Source organism: Psychrobacter sp. SZ93C1, assembly GCF_015864635.1.
Lineage (GTDB): Bacteria > Pseudomonadota > Gammaproteobacteria > Pseudomonadales > Moraxellaceae > Psychrobacter > Psychrobacter fozii.
Window position 1 is genome coordinate 385730 of record NZ_JADYWY010000001.1, and the last position, 18411, is coordinate 404140.

16 protein-coding genes are annotated in these 18411 nt (G+C 43.9%); 7 read left to right on the forward strand and 9 right to left on the reverse strand.

The window, feature by feature from the left end:
• Positions 1-141: 141 nt before the first annotated feature.
• The 4 genes from rsfS to I6E83_RS01715 form a co-directional block, all read right to left on the reverse strand.
• Complete coding sequence (gene rsfS / locus I6E83_RS01700; protein WP_110921901.1) at positions 142-555, reverse strand: ribosome silencing factor; 414 nt, start codon at positions 553-555, stop codon at positions 142-144.
• A gap of 141 nt (positions 556-696) precedes the next feature.
• Entirely contained in the window at positions 697-1602 is a 906-nt protein-coding gene (locus I6E83_RS01705) for a nicotinate-nicotinamide nucleotide adenylyltransferase (protein ID WP_227680762.1), read from the reverse strand.
• Positions 1603-1849: 247 nt separating this feature from the next.
• Positions 1850-3997, reverse strand: a complete 2148-nt coding sequence (pta, locus tag I6E83_RS01710; RefSeq protein WP_197099723.1) for a phosphate acetyltransferase — start codon at positions 3995-3997, stop codon at positions 1850-1852.
• Positions 3998-4184: 187 nt separating this feature from the next.
• Positions 4185-5414 (reverse strand): acetate/propionate family kinase, encoded by a 1230-nt coding sequence (locus tag I6E83_RS01715; protein ID WP_197099724.1) that lies wholly within the window; start codon positions 5412-5414, stop codon positions 4185-4187.
• Positions 5415-6058: 644 nt separating this feature from the next.
• Between I6E83_RS01715 and lptM the strand changes: the two genes are divergently transcribed.
• The 4 genes from lptM to I6E83_RS01735 all read left to right on the forward strand — a co-directional run bounded on the left by lptM (position 6059) and on the right by I6E83_RS01735 (position 10060).
• Positions 6059-6358 carry an LPS translocon maturation chaperone LptM gene (lptM, locus tag I6E83_RS01720; RefSeq protein WP_197099725.1) on the forward strand — a complete coding sequence of 100 codons (300 nt, stop codon included), beginning with the start codon at positions 6059-6061 and terminating at the stop codon, positions 6356-6358.
• Positions 6359-6420: 62 nt separating this feature from the next.
• Complete coding sequence (lysA, locus tag I6E83_RS01725) at positions 6421-7752, forward strand: diaminopimelate decarboxylase (RefSeq protein ID WP_197099726.1); 1332 nt, start codon at positions 6421-6423, stop codon at positions 7750-7752.
• 329 nt (positions 7753-8081) lie between these two features.
• Complete coding sequence (dapF, locus tag I6E83_RS01730; RefSeq protein ID WP_110921895.1) at positions 8082-8969, forward strand: diaminopimelate epimerase; 888 nt, start codon at positions 8082-8084, stop codon at positions 8967-8969.
• Between the two features lie 47 nt (positions 8970-9016).
• Entirely contained in the window at positions 9017-10060 is a 1044-nt protein-coding gene (locus I6E83_RS01735; protein ID WP_197099727.1) for a tyrosine recombinase XerC, read from the forward strand.
• A gap of 35 nt (positions 10061-10095) precedes the next feature.
• Here I6E83_RS01735 and I6E83_RS01740 read toward each other — a convergent pair whose 3' ends face one another.
• Positions 10096-10992 carry a nitrilase-related carbon-nitrogen hydrolase gene (locus I6E83_RS01740; protein ID WP_197099728.1) on the reverse strand — a complete coding sequence of 299 codons (897 nt, stop codon included), beginning with the start codon at positions 10990-10992 and terminating at the stop codon, positions 10096-10098.
• A gap of 315 nt (positions 10993-11307) precedes the next feature.
• On the opposite strand from I6E83_RS01740, the gene rpoN reads away from it, so the two are divergent.
• The gene (gene rpoN / locus I6E83_RS01745) at positions 11308-12972 is read left to right on the forward strand and encodes an RNA polymerase factor sigma-54 (RefSeq protein ID WP_197099729.1); all 1665 of its coding nucleotides are present in this window, start codon (positions 11308-11310) and stop codon (positions 12970-12972) included.
• Positions 12973-13344: 372 nt separating this feature from the next.
• Complete coding sequence (gene hpf, locus I6E83_RS01750) at positions 13345-13725, forward strand: ribosome hibernation-promoting factor, HPF/YfiA family (RefSeq protein WP_197099730.1); 381 nt, start codon at positions 13345-13347, stop codon at positions 13723-13725.
• 349 nt (positions 13726-14074) lie between these two features.
• Here the strand turns inward: hpf and thiS are convergent, their stop codons facing one another.
• The 4 genes from thiS to I6E83_RS01770 all read right to left on the reverse strand — a co-directional run bounded on the left by thiS (position 14075) and on the right by I6E83_RS01770 (position 16329).
• On the reverse strand, positions 14075-14275 hold the full coding sequence (gene thiS / locus I6E83_RS01755) for a sulfur carrier protein ThiS (RefSeq protein ID WP_194196045.1): 201 nt from the start codon (positions 14273-14275) through the stop codon (positions 14075-14077).
• A 72-nt stretch (positions 14276-14347) separates the two neighbouring features.
• The gene (locus I6E83_RS01760; RefSeq protein WP_197099731.1) at positions 14348-14719 is read right to left on the reverse strand and encodes a DUF423 domain-containing protein; all 372 of its coding nucleotides are present in this window, start codon (positions 14717-14719) and stop codon (positions 14348-14350) included.
• 46 nt (positions 14720-14765) lie between these two features.
• Complete coding sequence (gene rpoH / locus I6E83_RS01765) at positions 14766-15629, reverse strand: RNA polymerase sigma factor RpoH (protein ID WP_197099889.1); 864 nt, start codon at positions 15627-15629, stop codon at positions 14766-14768.
• A 241-nt stretch (positions 15630-15870) separates the two neighbouring features.
• Positions 15871-16329: a sulfurtransferase TusA family protein gene (locus I6E83_RS01770; protein WP_197099732.1), complete on the reverse strand. Its 459-nt coding sequence runs from the start codon at positions 16327-16329 to the stop codon at positions 15871-15873.
• 346 nt (positions 16330-16675) lie between these two features.
• Here I6E83_RS01770 and I6E83_RS01775 point away from each other — a divergent pair, with 346 nt between their 5' ends.
• Positions 16676-18391: a M48 family metallopeptidase gene (locus I6E83_RS01775; RefSeq protein WP_227680764.1), complete on the forward strand. Its 1716-nt coding sequence runs from the start codon at positions 16676-16678 to the stop codon at positions 18389-18391.
• The last annotated feature ends 20 nt before the right edge of the window (positions 18392-18411 follow it).

Below are 18411 nucleotides of genomic sequence, written 5' to 3' on the forward strand. Positions count from 1 at the left end.
TGAACCATTTTCAGAATATTTATCAGTGCGTGTATTAGATGCAGAACCGCTTATTTTTACATAAAAAAAAGACCAGAATAATCATCTGGTCTTTTTGGCGGTACTTTTTTCAATGTTGAACGAGTATCGTAATCAACACTCTTATTTGTTTTTGTTACGACGACCCGCAGTTTTCTTTTCACGTGGCACAGCGACTAGCTCAGCCAACTGCTCTGGTGATGACCATAGGCCTTCTAAGTCATAGAACTCACGAGCTTGTGGCGTCATCATATGGACGACAACAGCGCCCAAATCGATCAACGTCCAATCAGAGTCGATACCGCCTTCACGGCCAAGTGGCATAAAGCCAGCTTGCTTGGCTTCAGCGCCGACACTGTCAGCCATCGCGCGTACATGGCGCTTAGACGTACCATCAGCGATGATGATGCGTTCTGTTACGTCAGTCAAATCTTCTACATTCATCACGGTGATGTTTTTTGCTTTCATGTCGTCTAGAGCAGTTTCAACAACGGCTAAGCATTCTTTTAAGCGTTCTTCGGTCATGGTGTTGGTCATAAATTTTGATCTCTTGAATCGTAAACATTAAAAATAAAAAGGTAAATCGTCAATTTGCATGCGTTGGCATTGTCGAATGAACTAGATGTCGCCCGTCACATATACAGACAGGATAGGCAAAGTGACAAAGATAAGGCGATTTTAACGGAATTGAGCAGCAGAATATAGCTGATGGGCGATAATATATTGATAAACAGCAGGATTTAGCCATTTAGCTAATGGATTAAGTTCAGTATTGCACATGATATCATTTATTGGTTGCAAAGATGCGATTTGCATTTCGGCAGTATGCTTTATATTTAATGCGTGAGAGATTTGCTGAAGTTTTTGACGTACTTGCGTGCTGGATACGGCTGTCACAGGGCGCGGGTCTATATAAATGTGGCCTTGATAGTTATTTTTTAGAGCGCTTTTATTTACCAGTGCTTGAGTGTTGGCCATTATCAATTCAGTCGGTGAGTCGATTACCAAACATTGCAGCTCCGCGGGTAGTTGTGACTGCAATTTGGTCACGTCTTGCGTTATGTGATTTTCGTCTACTAAATTTTTCGTATTTTCGGCAAAACTGTTATTTTTAACATCAACATCAGACAAGCTATCGCGATTAAAAATCCACAGATTGACATAGTCCGTCAGCCCAAGCCCTTCTTTCCATTTGCTCAAACTCAGCGCACTGTCCATGCCGATGATGAATATCAAACTGTCATGCGGATAGCGCTGCCGTAACGCACGCACACTATCGATGGTATAGACAGGTGGCGCTTGCCAAAGCTCAAGCTCATCTATTTGTATCGGTGTATTGATTGTCGCTAGTTTTAACATAGCTAAACGATGCTTGGGATCGGTACTTTCCTGTTTAAAAGGTGAGCGAGCATTGGGCAATAGTGACACATGCAACTCATGATTTAGCTGCTTCGCCATCGGCAATAAATGTTGATAGACGTACATTGCTATTTGCAAATGACCTTTATGCACAGGATCAAATGAGCCACCAAGATAAGCACGGATGGCAGGCGCAGGATGTTGAGTCTGTTTATGGTTAGTCATATTAAGCATAAATTGTCGGTCATATTAGATATAAATAGGTCAAATGGCTGGTAAGAAAAACGTGATGGTGGATTCAAAAGAAACGATAGCGCTATTGTAGTGGGCAAGCAGGTATATGTCACTACAAGAGCTCAAAGACCAGAAAACTATAAGTGCTAAAAACTCATAAAATAGGCTTAATAAAAAACCGACTATCACGAGGATAATCGGCTTTATAAGGTATGTCTTACCTAATTTATTTAAAAAATTAAATCAGGTCGCTATGTGCCTGAATAGCGGTCAGTGCGATGGTATAGACAATATCGTCGACCAATGCACCACGTGACAAATCGTTTACTGGCTTATTCAAACCTTGTAGCATCGGCCCAACACTGATGACGTTGGCACTACGTTGTACCGCTTTATACGTGGTGTTACCCGTATTGAGATCTGGGAAGATAAAGACGTTGGCTTGTCCGGCAACGGGTGAGTCAGGTGCTTTTTGTTTACCCACGCTCATGACCGATGCTGCGTCATACTGTAGTGGGCCATCAACGGCAAGCGTTGGCTCACGTTCGCGAACGATTTGGGTCGCACGAATGACTTTTTCGACATCCGCGCCTGTACCTGATGAGCCAGTAGAGTAGCTGATCATTGCTACTTTTGGTTCGATACCAAACGCCGCCGCAGACTGGGCAGATTGGATAGCGATTTCAGCCAGCTCTTCAGCTGTTGGATCAGGGTTGATGGCGCAATCACCATACACCACGACTTGCTCAGGTAGCAGCATAAAGAAGATAGAAGATACCAATGAATACTGCGGTGCAGTCTTAATCAACTGGAATGCTGGACGTACGGTGTTGGCAGTCGTGTGCACCGCACCTGAGACCAATCCATCCACTTCACCCATCTGTAGCATGATAGTACCTAGGAACACGGTATCTTCAAGCTGTTCAGCAGCGACCAGTTCGGTGGTTTTGCCTTTGCGACGTTCCACGACAGCAGCGATATATTTGCTCATATCAAGCGTGTCAGGATCCATAATCTCAATGCCTTCTGGCAAGATTAAATCGCGATTTTTGGCAACTTGTTCCACTTCGCTGCGTTTTGCGAGCAGTACGCAATCAGCGATACCACGGCTTTGACAGATACAGGCAGCTTCTACCGTACGTGGCTCAGCACCTTCTGGTAATACGATGCGTTTCTTAGCTGCTTGTGCTTTTTTGACCACTTGATGGCGGAAGGCGGCAGGCGATAGGCGCGGCTGATGGTCATGGCTAAAGTATTCTTTAATCCAACTCAGGTTTAAGTGAGCGGCCACATAGCGTGTGACTTCTTGTGCGCGCTCAATATCATCGTTTGGAATCTCAGCACTCATGTGCATCAAGCTCTGTACGGTCTCAAAGCTATCTGTTTCAACACTCATGACAGGAATACCTGTTTTGAGTGCAGATTGCCATAGCTCAGCGACGGTTGCATTTGGTGAGACGCCACCAGTCAGTACCAGACCTGCTAGCGGGATACCGTTAATACAGGCCAATGCAGCGGCGAGCAACAGGTCATCACGATCGCCAGGTACGACAATGAGCGTACCACGTTTGAATACTTCATCAACGCGCGCGACTGAACGAGCTGTCAAACTGATATGATTGATACGGCGTGTCTTTGCTTCACCGACATTTAACCAAGTAGCATCTAGCTCTGCGGCGATATCCCACGTACGGGGTACTGACAATGAATCGCTAAAAGGTACCACGCCGATTAGGCGGAACCGATCGGTATCAAAATGTGGTGACAGACGCTTCACTTCTTGCATAAAGCCAGCATCCAAGCTGACCATAGCTTCGCCCGGCGCTACTGGCTGAGTGTCAAAGGTATTTGGCACATCATGCACACGCATCAAGATGCAGCCTAAAGTACGCTCATGCGCGATACCACCAAATTCACGAGCATGCACATCCAGCTTATCGGCTAAATGGGCTGGGTTTTTGGTATCGACTGTACTAACAAAGATGATTTTGGCATCTAAAGCATGGGCAATAGCACGGTTGATTTGTGATGCATAAGAGGCTTCAGTAGTGGGTACTAAACCTTCACAAATCACGACGTCTTGGTCATCACCGATGCTATGGAAGTTTTCGATCACTTCTTCCATCAATTCATCAAGATTGCCATCACCAATCATACGCTCAACGCGCTGACGGTTGATAGATTTAGGCGGTGTCAGACCAAATGCATGCATGGTTAATGCGCTTGAGCTGTCTAGGCTGTTTTGCTTATCGAGCGTATCATCTTGCAGAAATGGCTTCATAAAACCGGCTTTAACGCCGTTATAATCGAGCGCACGAATGAGACCTAGCGCTGCTGATGTCAGGCCGATACCGCGACTAATAGGTACAAGTAAAATGGTTTGCATAGCATATCCTACTATTTATTTTATTATATCCGTGAGAGAGGTGTTGCTGACTGGCTAAAATGATGGCTGCTGCTTTCGCTTGCAGTAATTGGTCAGTAGAGCCGTTACTTAAGGGCTTATGTCATATAAAAATATTTATACGACATAAGCCCTTAAATAAGCATCACTGTAATAGCCGAGCTATTTTCTATTTTAGACCTAATGCTTGGCGGGTTTCTTTAGCGATCTGGCATTCTTCATCAGTTGGGACAACCCACAGCTCGATGCTACTACCTTCGTCTTGGAAGCTGCCTTCTGCACCGCCGACTAAATCATCATTCTTTTCAGCATCAAACTTGATACCGAAATGACGCATAACGTCTAAGATGCGAGCACGTGTGGTTGCTGAGTTTTCACCGATACCACCAGTAAAGACGATACCAGTAAAGTCAGGTAGCGCACAGCTTAGGCTGGCTAGGTATTTACCGACACGATAGCAGAACATCTCGATAGCGAGTTGAGCATCTTTATGGCCTTCATTCGCTGCTTGTTCGATCGTACGTAAGTCATTCGACAGACCTGAGATACCCAATAAGCCACTTTCACTATTGAGCATAGTATCGATTTCTTCTAGGCTCATACCCAGTTTACGCTTGAGATGAATGTGCAAGCTAGGATCGACGTCACCACTACGCGTACCCATCATTAGGCCTTCAAGCGGGGTCAGACCCATGCTCGTATCCAAGCTTTCACCGTTATAGACGGCAGTCGCTGAGCAACCATTGCCTAGATGAGCGGTCAGCCAACCATGTGGACCTTTAGCATCTGTAATTTCGCTGGCACGCTCTGAGACATAAGCATGTGAGGTACCATGGAATCCATAACGACGGATTTTTTCTTCTTCGTATAGTGCTTTTGGAATTGGATAGCGGTAAGCAACTGGTGGCATCGTTTGATGGAAAGCAGTATCAAAAACGACCACTTGTGGGATGTCAGGATAAATGGCTTCAACCGCTTCAATACCTAATGCATTGGCAGGGTTGTGTAGAGGTGCTAGGATTTTTAAGCGTTTTACTTCATCAAGTACATGTTGGTCAACACGGACGGCTTTTGAGTACTCACGACCGCCGTGAACCACACGATGTCCTACAGCGACAAAATGATATTGCTCAAGTAGTGCTAGGATTTTTTGTAGTGCCAATTCATGACGACCACCAGGGATGGTAATCTCAAGTTTTTCGCCGTTTAAAGTAGTATGTTTAATACGAGCGGTATCAAGCCCCAAGTTTTCGGCAAGACCGGTAATACGAGTGGATTCGTCTTCGCTGATTAGCGCATATTTGATAGAAGATGAACCACAGTTGAGAACCAAAGTAGGGTTGATAAGTTTTGATCTGCCAGTATTACGATCATTAAAGATGGGGGTGCTATCGCTCATGCTCTATCCTTAGATTATGTTTTTTGACAAGGGGTGAATCATAGCGGATTAATTTCCGCCGAACAAACAAAAATCAGCAGACCTTTCATAAAAATGAAATAAGCGATATCACGCTTACAGGTCTACCAATAAATCCCTACTCGTCACTTTGTTTGGTTGCTTCTAGCAATCCATCAAAGCGATATTTTCGGAGTATAATGTAACACAATTAGTATCTTATACCACAGTAACTATAAGGTTTAAGATTGAACATCGTCAAGCACTGTTACACCTGTGCACCGAATATAGCCATCAAATAGTAAGTGCTATAAAGGCAAGATTGCCCGCAATAAAAATTGTAAGAAAGTTTTTCAAAATGTGTTTAGCCGTGTTTTGCACCATAAAACCGTGTTTCACACACAACAATTGCCATATAAATTGTGTCGGTTTTTCACAATTTACCAAATAATACGTATCAATTATTATCGTCATAAGCCGTATTTATAAATCATAAAGTTAGCAAAATTATTGGTCAATCACCCTCAAGAGGCTTACTGCTTTACTGATACAATGCTATGCTTACATAGATTATAATATTTTGAATATTTCAGTCGTAAACGTCCTGTTTTCAATCATATTCACACTGCTGCAAGGTTATTTGCCCTATGCTTACTATACGCCGTGTTTCAAACACTGAGTGCAATTCTCATTTATCTATTAACGCCAGTCGCCGTGCCGTTTCTGCATTGATTATCGGTAGTGCGGTCATGCTAGGGTTAACGGGCTGCGGGCAAAAGGGCGACCTCTATCTAGCCGATTCCAACAGCTCAAAGGCGGCAGGGTCAGAGATGCTGTCTAATGCTGGAGAGTCAAACAATGCAGCATCGGTAAGTAATGATGAACAGAACGCTCGCTATTTAGAGCAAGCACTATCAGACGTGAACGAAGATTCTAACGATTATTAATCGTTTGAGAGTATTAATAATTCCGAATAAACTTACCTGATTTGACGAGAGACATAACCACAATGACTACAGTGACGACCCAAACAGAACAAGGGTTATATATCAACCCTGAAGCCTTAACTGCTCATTTGCCTGCGCTGAATTATCGCAACGATGCTTTACATATGGAGCAGGTCAGTATAACTGAATTGGTCGATTGCTATGATACGCCATGTTATGTCTACTCAAAGCAGGCGATATTGGATGTTTATCAGGCTTATACCGATAGCTTTGCCAGTCTAAAACATCAGGTCTGCTATGCCGTTAAAGCTAACTCTAATCTTGCGGTGCTCGGTGTTTTGGCTCAGGCGGGTGCAGGATTCGATATTGTCTCGCGTGGTGAGTTGATGCGAGTATTGGCTGCAGGTGGGGATGCTGCACGCGTTGTATTCTCAGGCGTCGGCAAAACTTATGGCGATATCGAGTATGCTCTCACCCAAGGTATCGGCTGCTTTAACGTCGAGTCTATTAGCGAGCTGACTTTAATTAATGAAGTGGCACAGCAACTAGATAAATCGGCACCGATATCTCTACGAGTCAATCCCAATGTCGATGCCAAAACTCATCCTTATATCTCAACCGGTTTAAAAGACAATAAGTTCGGTATCACGCACGAAGACGCTGTCGCTGTCTATGAGCAAGCAGCCGCATTGTCGCATATCGATATCGTCGGTATTGATTGTCATATTGGTTCGCAGTTGACGGAAGTAGAGCCATTCGTTGCTGCATTAGACAAAGTAATTGAGTTGATACATACCCTTCGTGAAAAAGGTATCGAGCTGCGTCATATAGATTTAGGTGGTGGCTTAGGGGTGCGTTATATCGATGAGACGCCTGTATCTATGGATGAGTTTTCTGCTGCATTATTACCAAAACTAAGCGAGCTTGGCCTTACGGTATTCTTTGAGCCGGGCCGCAGTATCGTTGCAAATGCGGGCGTACTATTAACGCGTGTCGACGTGTTAAAGCCTACCGAACACAAGAACTTTGCTATCGTCGATGCAGCAATGAACGACTTGATTCGTCCTGCACTGTATCAAGCAGAAATGGCAGTGATTCCAAGTGTGTTACCGAGCAAAGGTATCGACACGGATGGTACGCAACCGTGGGATATCGTTGGTGCAATTTGTGAGACGGGAGATTTCTTAGCAAAAGGTCGCTTATTAGCATTAGAAGTGGGAGATACATTGGCTATCACGGGTGCTGGTGCTTATGGCTTTACCATGAGTAGCAACTATAATTCGCGTCCACGTGCTAGCGAAGTCATGGTGTCTGGTAACCATCATCAGTTGATTCGTCCGCGTGAAACGATTGAATCATTATATGAAAATGAAACGTTGTGGCAGGCGCAGTAAGTCTATTAAAGACGAGCCAAAACTATCGCCGTATCTGATGATTGAAGAAAACCCATTGTGATAATGACAATGGGTTTTTTTATGACTGGATTTTGAGGAAGTTGTTTTTTAATTAAAGCTATCTCTTGATTGAAGATATACCTTTAGTTGACAGCAACACCATGCACAACAATTAGAGTAGCAAGGAAAACGAGTGTAAGTACTACTCACTGTAGACTAAACAAATTTGACACCGCTAATCGTATTTTTTGGGATTGGTATTATTATGATTGTATCTGACAGCGTGCTAAGATAAGCCATACATAAAAATAGGATAGGATATCAAGGGTATGCTAATAGAATTTACTAAGATGCATGGTCTGGGCAATGATTTTATGGTCATCGATTTGGTGACTCAGCGCTTAGAATTAACCAAGGATTTGGTACAGTTATTGGGTGATCGTCATTTGGGTATTGGTTTTGACCAATTGCTCGTAGTCGAGCCACCTATGCGTCCGGATGTTGACTTTAGCTATCGCATTTTTAATACCGATGGCACAGAGGTCGAGCAGTGCGGTAACGGTGCACGCTGTTTCGCTCGTTTTGTACAGGCACGCAAACTGTCATTTAAACAGCGCTTACGTGTTGAGACGGCAAGTGGAATTATCACCCTGACTACAGACCGTTATGGCTGGGTAGAAGTCGATATGGGCAAACCCAAATTTGAGCCAGACGAAATTCCATTTAGCCCAAGAGCCACTACTAAAATCCAAAACGCCTACCATTTGGATGTTAATGGAACACCGGTACAGCTCTATGTTGCCAATATGGGCAATCCACATGCAGTCATCAAAGTCGATAATGTGCTTGATGCTGAAGTCGAAACCTTGGGTAAAGCCATTGAATCTCATCCTGCGTTTCCAGATCGCGTCAATGTTGGCTTTATGCAGGTGATGAATCAACGTCATATCCGTCTACGGGTCTTTGAGCGTGGTGTCGGTGAGACTCAAGCCTGTGGTACAGGTGCATGTGCTGCAGTGGCTGTTGGTATACGTGAAGGCTGGTTGGATGAAGGCGAAGAAGTGCGCGCACAGCTGTATGGTGGCAGTATGATTATTAAATGGCAGCCGGGTTATTCAGTCATGATGACAGGTCCAACGGCCTTTGTTTATGAAGGCGTGTTTAGCCCAGATGGACTAATGGCGCAAGCGGGTATCAAGCCTAATTCTGAGGGCTAAACTCGGATGGCGAATGGGTAAATGCTATGGTCATCTCTAACAGGGCTATGTCCAATAAAAAAGGTCAGATAGAGCCAGCATCGGGTTCAGAAGTACAATCAGCAGCGTGGCTGTCAGACACGCTGGCAGCCACGCTAGAGTCGGACACAGCATTACGTGAGCTGCTAGCACCAGTGCATCGTTGGTTAAATACTTTATCGGTACGTAACCACTCGCCGCATACCCTAACGGCTTATTTTGCTGGCTTGAACCAACTGGCGCTATTTTTACGTGGCAAACGGCTGACATGGACGCGTTGTGACAAGCGCCAATTAGCGCAACATATCGGTCAGCGCATCGATGAAGACAAGCTTGCACTTGCCAGCGTCCAGCAGGAGCTGTCAGCAATTCGTCATTTTTATGGATGGCTGATTGAAGAAGGGCTAGCACGCATTAATCCTACTACTGGCTACCAGCTGAAGCGTAGTCCTAGACCATTACCGTCTATCGCGGACGTGGATTTGCTCACTCAATTGCTTGACCAAGAGATTCCTGATACGCCTGAGCAAGCGCGCTTATGGTTACGGGATAAAGCTATGTTTGAATTGCTCTACAGTAGTGGCTTGCGTGTGGGTGAGCTGGTCGCGTTGGATATGGCGGATGTAGATTTATCCGACTTACGCGTACGTGTGACGGGTAAAGGCAATAAGACACGCTTAGTACCGTTAGGGATAAAGGCAGCAGAGGCAGTTACACGCTATCTACCACATCGTAATCTATGGGTAGAGCAAATGGACACGGCATTATTTATTAGTGAGAAATTAGGTACGCGCTTATCAACACGGGCAGTGCAGCAACGTCTAAAAGTTGCTGCTAGTCGTGCTGGCATCTCACAAAATATGTATCCCCATTTATTACGGCATTGCTTTGCGTCACACATGTTGTCAGGTAGCGGTGACTTGCGCGCCGTACAAGAAATGCTGGGTCATAGTGATATCAGTACCACGCAAATTTATACCCATGTCGATTTTGCCAAATTGACCCAAGTCTATGATCGTGCCCATCCGCGAGCGACTCATGCTCAACGCGACGATGACTCAAATCAAAAATAAGGTGTGTTGAATATTTAACACACCTTAATCATAATTTACGCTAAACGATGACAGTCAAAGATAGGCATTTTTTGGCGTCCTTGCTGTTGGGCGTGCTGATCTAATGATGCCAATACCATGGCGTAGTGCTTGCTGTCTTCCTGATTAGTAGCTTCATTCAATCCACTATCATCGTAATGGTTGATAACTGTACCATCATAAGCGGTAATCGCCGTGTGTCCCCACGTCTGACGTATATCACCATTCTTGTAAGTATGATCGCCACCTTGTGCTGCACCAATGACCATACACTGGCTGTCTAACGCACGTGCCCGTAGCAACAGCGACCAATGTGCTTGTCCCGTTAGATAGGTAAATGCTGACGGTGCACTCAGTATGTCTGCACCTGCTTGACGTAGACGCTGTGCCAATGCAGGGAAGCGCAAATCAAAGCAAACCATCATGCCTAATTGATAGACCGTATCATTTGCTTCGAGTGGTGCAACTACAGTTTGTGTTCCTGGCTCAAAAGTGGCTGCTTCCTTATAGCTGCCGTGCTTATCCGCCACAGTGGCTGTGAACAGATGAATCTTGTCATAACGTGCCACTCGCGAGCCATCAGGTGCAAACAACTGACTGACTTGGCGTAGTCTGCCATCAGGGACGATAATGCCGTCAGGTCGATAAGGGCAGGGTAGCGAGCCTGCTAGTACGTAGACACCATAAGTGCTGGCATAGTCTGCTATCGTCATCGATAGATCGTCAAAGCGCTCTGCAGTAGCAAACTGCTCGCCCATGCTACAGCAGTTCTCTGGTAATACGACAAGCTGAGCCCCTTGCGTACTTGCATTAATAATGGCAGCTTTTATAGTAGCTAAGTTTTGCTCAATATTCTGTTGGCTATTCATTTGAATAGCAGCAGTGGTCAATTGATTATTCTGTGTACTATTCATAGTTGTGGTCTCAGTTATTTTTTAGGTTAATTCAATTTGGCTATTTCGTAGTCGTGTATCTCATGACTTTTCTTATAAGAATCATATGATGGTAAGCAAATTTTTGATATTAATTATTTAGCGGTTAATGCTGAAATGCTAATATTTATAGGCTTTAATGAGAAAAGCGTAACAATTGTATCTGGCTAGAGTGTAAATTATCATAGCAAAATTGCGCCAAAAAATGCTATCGTCATGTCCTAATAACGTTAAACCACTGGTTTGACCAAAAATATTTGTAGAATATTATCACTACCGGAGTGTAATAAGCCGCCCATGAGTATGTCGTTCGGATTGGCGACCACGCTAAGCACCTCACAGAAACTGACCCCGCAGATGCAGCAAGCCATTAAATTGCTGCAGCTCTCTAGTCTTGAGCTCGCGCAAGAGGTTCAGATCAAGCTGGATAGTAATCCACTGCTTGAACGTATCGAAGATGATGACGATGAATACGAGCATAGCAATGACGATATCACAGACGAGCTGAGCGACTCACTCACATTGGATAGCTGGAATCAAAGTACGGGCACTGAGTCATTTACTACCAAATCCGACAGCAACACGACTACCTCTGACTATGATAATGAACTTAGTGATAGCTTTGATAAATTGCAGCAAGCCAATATCGATGATGGTGCTATAGACAATCATACGATGGATAGTGACGACTATAGTAGCTTTGATAATAGTGCGGATAGCAGCAACTATGCATCTGCGGCTAGCAGTTCAGGAAGCAAAGGTGACGATGACTTTGATAGCTATCAAGGCGGCACCTCTGCCACTATCCAAGATCATGTACGTTGGCAGCTAAACTTTAAACATCTATCAGAAGCAGATATGTTGATCGCCACCTACCTGATGGACTCTATGGATGATATGGGTTTTGTTCGGCTTGATATCGATGAGTTGCTACAAAGCTTTGAGACCATGGCGAGTTTCTATCAATGGGATGAGTCTGTCGAACAAGATGAAGTAATGGCTGTCTTGCGTATTATTCAATCTTGCGACCCACTAGGTGTTGGGGCACGAAATCTCAGTGAATGCCTAGCGATTCAGCTGTCCAAACTTGATAGTAATACGGAGTCTCTAAAAGAAGCACAAGCGCTTCTATCTGCCAGCGAATACTTAGTCAGCAATAATATCAAAGCACTGACCGAGCAGACAGGACTTGCAGCTGAGAAGATCACCCCTGCATTAAATCTACTACGCAGCTTAAACCCTTCACCAGGCTTGTTATTCCATAGTAGTCAACCGGATTATGCACGGGAGCCAGACAGTTATGATATTCCTGATGTGCTGGTCACGCCTGTCCGTCGCCACAGTAGTAATACCACTGCAGGGACAGATGCGCAAGAGGATGGCTGGCAGGTACGGCTCAATCCTGACACACTACCGAAGCTAAGAGTCAATCAAGAGTATGCCAGCTTAGTTAAACGGGGTGATGATAGCCCTGACAATCAGTATCTGCGTGAAAACCTCACTGATGCTCGCTTGTTTATTCGCAGTATCGAAGAGCGTAATCAAAACCTATTAAAGGTCGCCACCAGTATTGTGCGTTATCAGCAAGAGTTCTTACAACATGGTGCGACTGCCATGCAACCACTTATCTTAAAGGTCATCGCAGAAGAAGTTGATTTGCATGAATCGACCGTGTCACGTTTGACCACCAGCAAAACTATCCTGACACCCCAAGGACTGTTTTCGCTAAAGCATTTCTTCTCATCTCATGTTAGCAGTACAGATGGTGATGTCTCGTCAACCGCTATCAGTGCCATGATTAAACAACTCATCGCCGATGAGAATCCGAAAAAGCCATTATCAGACAGTCGTATCAAAGACAGTTTGTTGGTTGAAGGCATTGATATTGCCAGAAGGACTGTAGCCAAATACCGAGAAGCAATGAATATCGGATCGTCTACCCAGCGCAAACAAAAATATTAAATGAGGTAATTCAATAAGTTATAAGCACGCTCATATATTGACCAATGTATTTCAGACAGAATATAAAAAATAAAATTTTTTGATTATATAGAAACATGATAGAAACAACAGGTATTGTTACACTTAATTACAATTTAATGGCTTGCTACTATCCTAATTTCATGACAAATTAGAGTCATACCAACAACGAAATCTAAGTATCGATTTAGCATATTTACAATAGCAATCAGGAGATGATGAAAGGATATATCGGCATTTTTCTGGATGTACTGGCTATAAAAGATAGTAGAGCGATTGTTGGTAAAGCAGGGTGATAAAAGCAGGAATGCTACCTCATCTGTTGACTGTAAGTACAAACAAAAGGACAATAATATGAATGTTTCTATCAGTGGTCACCATATCAGCGTTACTGAAGCTATGGACAAGGCAGTTCGTGAAAAGCTTGAGAAAGTAGAGCGTCACTTCGATCAGATACAAAGTATTAAAGTGATATTATCGTTAGACAACAGCGGTGCTAGTGATGGCGGTAAAAAAAGCCATAAAGCTGAAGCGATTATGCGAGTCTCAGGTCAAGAAATGTTTGTTCAAGCGTGTGAAGATGATATGTATAAAGCCATCAACGAAATGGCAGACAAACTTGATAGACAAGTGCGTAAATACAAAACCCGTCAAGAGCGTAAAAAAACTCAGGGTGCTGGACGTGATGAACGTTACGAAGACTTTACAGTCGATGATGTAGCACCAGCCGTTTAATTTGATGAGGTTTGGTAGATATCGTATTTAATGAGTACTGGCTGACCAAATAATAATAAATAGTATAGATAGCCAATAGTATAGACAGCCATATGATTTATATTTGATTCTACTGAACTGAAATCAGAATACACAAAAAGGAAAAAGGCCTCAAACGTATCATACGTTGAGGCCTTTTCTAGTACTAATATCAAGAAATAAGAGTATCAGTAAGTCTATGTATTAATCAAAACTACTGCTAATCTTTTTGAAAGTTTGGTTGTAAGCCAAATGAAACCAGTATTTTATTCAATAAACTAAGCATATTATACTCAGATTTATTTAATCTACGATAAGTAAAATGCAGTGACTAGCCGCCACCAACGGCTTGTACCACTTCGATGTTCATGCCCTCAACGATACGTAGCTGACTCAGCTCGCTCTTTGGAATAAGCTCACCTTCGACTTCTACGGCATAACGGCCTTGGCTAAGTCCAAGCTCATTGATGACCAGTTGTACTGTCTGATGAGTGGTCTGTAGTTTTTTGCCATTGACACTGATGTTGCTCATTGTATGCTCCTGAACGATGTAAAATTCTTTTGGACAGCACAAGTATCAGTCACACTACATCTGCTGCTTATTTTATTTTTGATTGTTTATCTTGAATGCTGATAGCGCCAGACACAACCAGCCTGCGATCATTAGCCCACCACCGATAGGCGTAATGGCTCCAAACCAAAGTGGTGCGCCAAGTGTCATCGAATACAGACTACCGGCAAATATTATAATGCCAATCTGTAAAAGCCAAGCAGTCGTTTGAGTGACGTATTTGAGGCGTATTAATAGACCCACCAGTAACAAGCCTAGTGCATGTATTAATAAATATAATGTTGCCGTATGCCACCATTCGAGTTGCTGAGGACTGGCTATATTTTTCAGGCCATGCGCACCGAATGCGCCTAGCGCAACGGCGATAGCCATATTAATCGCCGCAATACCTATCCAATTTAACATGGCACACTCATATTATTTAAAAGTGGTCGCTACTACAAAATAACAGCTATTGAATATCATCCGGCAAAATAACGCTATCGATAGTCATTGCATCACGGATTTTGTCCATGGCATTCTTTTCGATCTGGCGTACACGTTCTGCCGAGATAGAGTAAACGGCTGCTAACTCATGCAAGGTTGATTTTTGTTCAGAGAGCCAGCGTTGCTCAACGATATCACGTGAGCGATCATCTAACGTTCCCATTGCCGCTATTAATGCTGAAGAATTGTTTTCTTCCCAGTCAGCTTCTTCTAACTGCTCAGCAGGATCAATACCATCTTCTAAGAACAGTTGCGGTGCATAGCGCCCATCGTCATCATCGCTCGATTGCGCTTCAAACGAGGCGTCATAGGATGTAAGTCGTGACTCCATCTCTAACACTTGCTTGCGCGTGACATTTAGGTCATTTGCAATAGCATCGGCTTCTTCTAGCGTCAGCTGATTGTTGGTCTTTTTAAGACTACGCAAATTAAAGAATAATTTACGATGTGCTTTGGTAGTCGCTACCTTCACGATACGCCAGTTGCGAATGACAAACTCGTGAATCTCCGCTTTAATCCAATGCACTGCAAAGGATACCAAGCGTACGCCTTTGTTAGGATCAAAGCGTTTTACTGCTTTCATTAGTCCCAAATTACCTTCTTGAATTAAATCGGCTTGTGGCAGACCGTAGCCTGAGTAGCTGCGTGCAATGTGAATCACAAAACGCAGATGTGACATCACGAGCAGACGTGCCGCCTCAACATCGCCTTCGTCATAATAGCGATGCGCCAGCTCTTGCTCTTGTACTGGCGTCAAGATTGGAATTTGATGGACGGTATTGATATACGCACCCAGATTGACCCCAGGCGCTGATAGATGCGTTGGCATTGCTGGTACCAAATCACGAGTACTGGTATCACCTAGTGCATCCGCATCATAAGGTGGTCGCTGTGCCGCAGCTTTCAATGCTGCATCACGTGCTTCGTTTTTTACAGGTGCTGCATCGTCTTTTTTACTCGTTTTTGCAGCATCATTAGCAGTGTTAGCCATATTCTTGACCTTGATTAAATAGTGACGCAAATAGTAAGATAAAAATATTTATAGTTGTAATTGTAAAGGATAGCGACGCTTAGTTGCTATCAGTTTTGGTAATGATGAAGTGATATATTGTATCGAAACGCTGTGATGGTGTGCTATCGGTTGTCTGTTGACTGGTAACGCTATTGGTGGTCAATAGCAGTCGATTGGTCGTGTCTGTTTGCTTACTTTGTCGACAGAAAGCAGCGATATCTGCTTGTGAATTGGCATCAGTGGCGACCACATACAATGATTCACCAGCTGCGACATCGCGTAATGCCACTTTGGTTTTCAAAAGCGGCATTGGACAAGCAAGCCCACGTCCATCGACGAAACGTATAATATTGATAGGGGATTGCTTTGCAGCTACTTCGTTATTTGAATCAATATCGTTCACCGACAGTAATGCCAGTAGGTTATTGATATTTTGTTGCTCAGTACCAGAAAATTTTTCTGATAAGTTTATGAAGTCAGGCGCATGGATGATGGTGGACTGGCTATCAACAGACATAAAACAACCCTTATAAATACCAATACTGTGGTTTGTACTACTATTTGTATTATCAATAGTTCGCTTTCAAGCATCGTTAATTTTAAGAGTTTTTATTGAATATCTTGTGCTTAATAGCGACGTAAACCTATTGTTGTAACTGCCATTATAGCAAATAGCTAGGGTGCAATTGAGTTGAATATAATCAACTCAACATTCGGTTCATTAGAATTACACAGTCATGTTGCGCAATAGTGACACGCCGCTTAGTTATTGGTAGTCGAACCTATACTAGAATTGACCTTATATGCACAAGCTCGTATAGTCGAGAGGATGTTGTCATTACTCACCTGCATAGGATAAGCATTTGTATCACGCCAATAGACAGTCGATGCTTGATAGCGCAGCCATGAATCACTCAAATAAATATGTGGTCGCCACACCTTCGTTTGGGCGGGTGTCGCTGTTGTGCGAGCGAAAAAAGGGTGCTCTGTCTATAGCGATATCGAGCATGTTTATATTAGGAGTTTCAACCGCATTATTGATGGCCACAACGGTTGCCAATAGTAGTGAGTGGAACAGTAGTAATAATAGCAGCCAAACGTCACAATACAATTATAACTCATGGCAATCCACGGACTCCGAAGATTTAGACTTGCCTAACCTGAGAGGACAAGGCTTGAGCTTCGCTGAGCAGTATCAAAATAAGCTACTAGGCGAATGGTCACTACGGAATATCAATGGTGGCGTTAAGATGGAGCATGATCCTTGGATTCAAGAAACGCTTAAAGACATGACGTGGCGTTTGAATGCTCAAGCACGGCAGCAAGCATTAATGGGCTTGGTGATTATTGATAATCCGAGTATCAATGCTTTTGCAGCACCAGGTGGTGTCATTGGTCTAAATACAGGCACTATATTGGCCGCCAGTAGTATGGACGAGCTTGCTAGTGTGGTAGCGCATGAAGTGGCACACATTAGCCAGCATCATTATGAAAGTGGTGTGGATGATCGAAAAAAAGCATTGCTCATGCAAGTAGGTGGCATGCTAGCAGCAATTGCTGCATCAGCAATCGATGGTGATGCGGCGACAGCCGTTTTGATGGGTAGTCAGACCGCTACGATGAACAGTAGCATGGCATTTAGCCGCAGTAATGAGCGAGAGGCTGATCGAATAGGGATGCAAATCATGACTCAAGCGGGTTATGACCCAAGAGCCATGCCGCGGTTTTTTGCCACCATGAATCAACGAAGTCAGCTCAATAAAGTTGAAAACCAGTTTTTGCCAAGTTTTATTATGTCCCATCCACTGAGTAATGAGCGTTTGAGTGATTCACAAAGTCGCGCGCAGAGTTATCCTCCATTATCATTAAACCAGCAGCAACGTCATCAGGCATTGTTTGATTTGCTCTATTGGCGTGTGCAGATTACTGGTAAGCATGCTTCTGAGACCGTATTGACGACTGCTGCAAAGAATAGCGTCGGTGCCAAGTTGGCTTTGATGCACTGGTACAGTGAACAGCAACGTTTTACAGATGCTAACAAGCTACTGGCTGAAATCGATGCATTATCAGCGGCACAGCGTCAGGTATTAGAGCCTTTATTGTCAATTACTCACAGCTATATGCTAACAGAACAAGGCAAGTGGTCAGAAGCTGCACAAATTTTAGAAAGCCAGCAGCGCATCTATCCTGAGCGTCGTGATCTACGACTCTACTTAGCGGAAGCACTCACCAATAGCAACCAGCCCACACAAGCACAAGCGTTGTTAAAGCCACTGACAGAGCAGCAGCCAAGCGATCGTTATGCTTGGCAAAGTCTACAATTGGCCAATGAAAATTTGGCAAAAACAACGACATCACCGCAGCTGGCCAATATTGCCACCATTAATGCGTTACGTTACCGTAGTCAAGATCAGCTATGGAGTAATCGCTACGAAAGTGCGCTCATATCGCTGACACAAGCCAAGCAACTGACAGAGCGATTACAGAGTACACCCCAAGCCAATAGCGCTCGGCCGCTATTAGCCAATATTAATGCAGAACTCAAAGCAGTAAAAACCGCCAAAGACTTTAAGCCTTAGGCGGTTATTTTTACAGACAG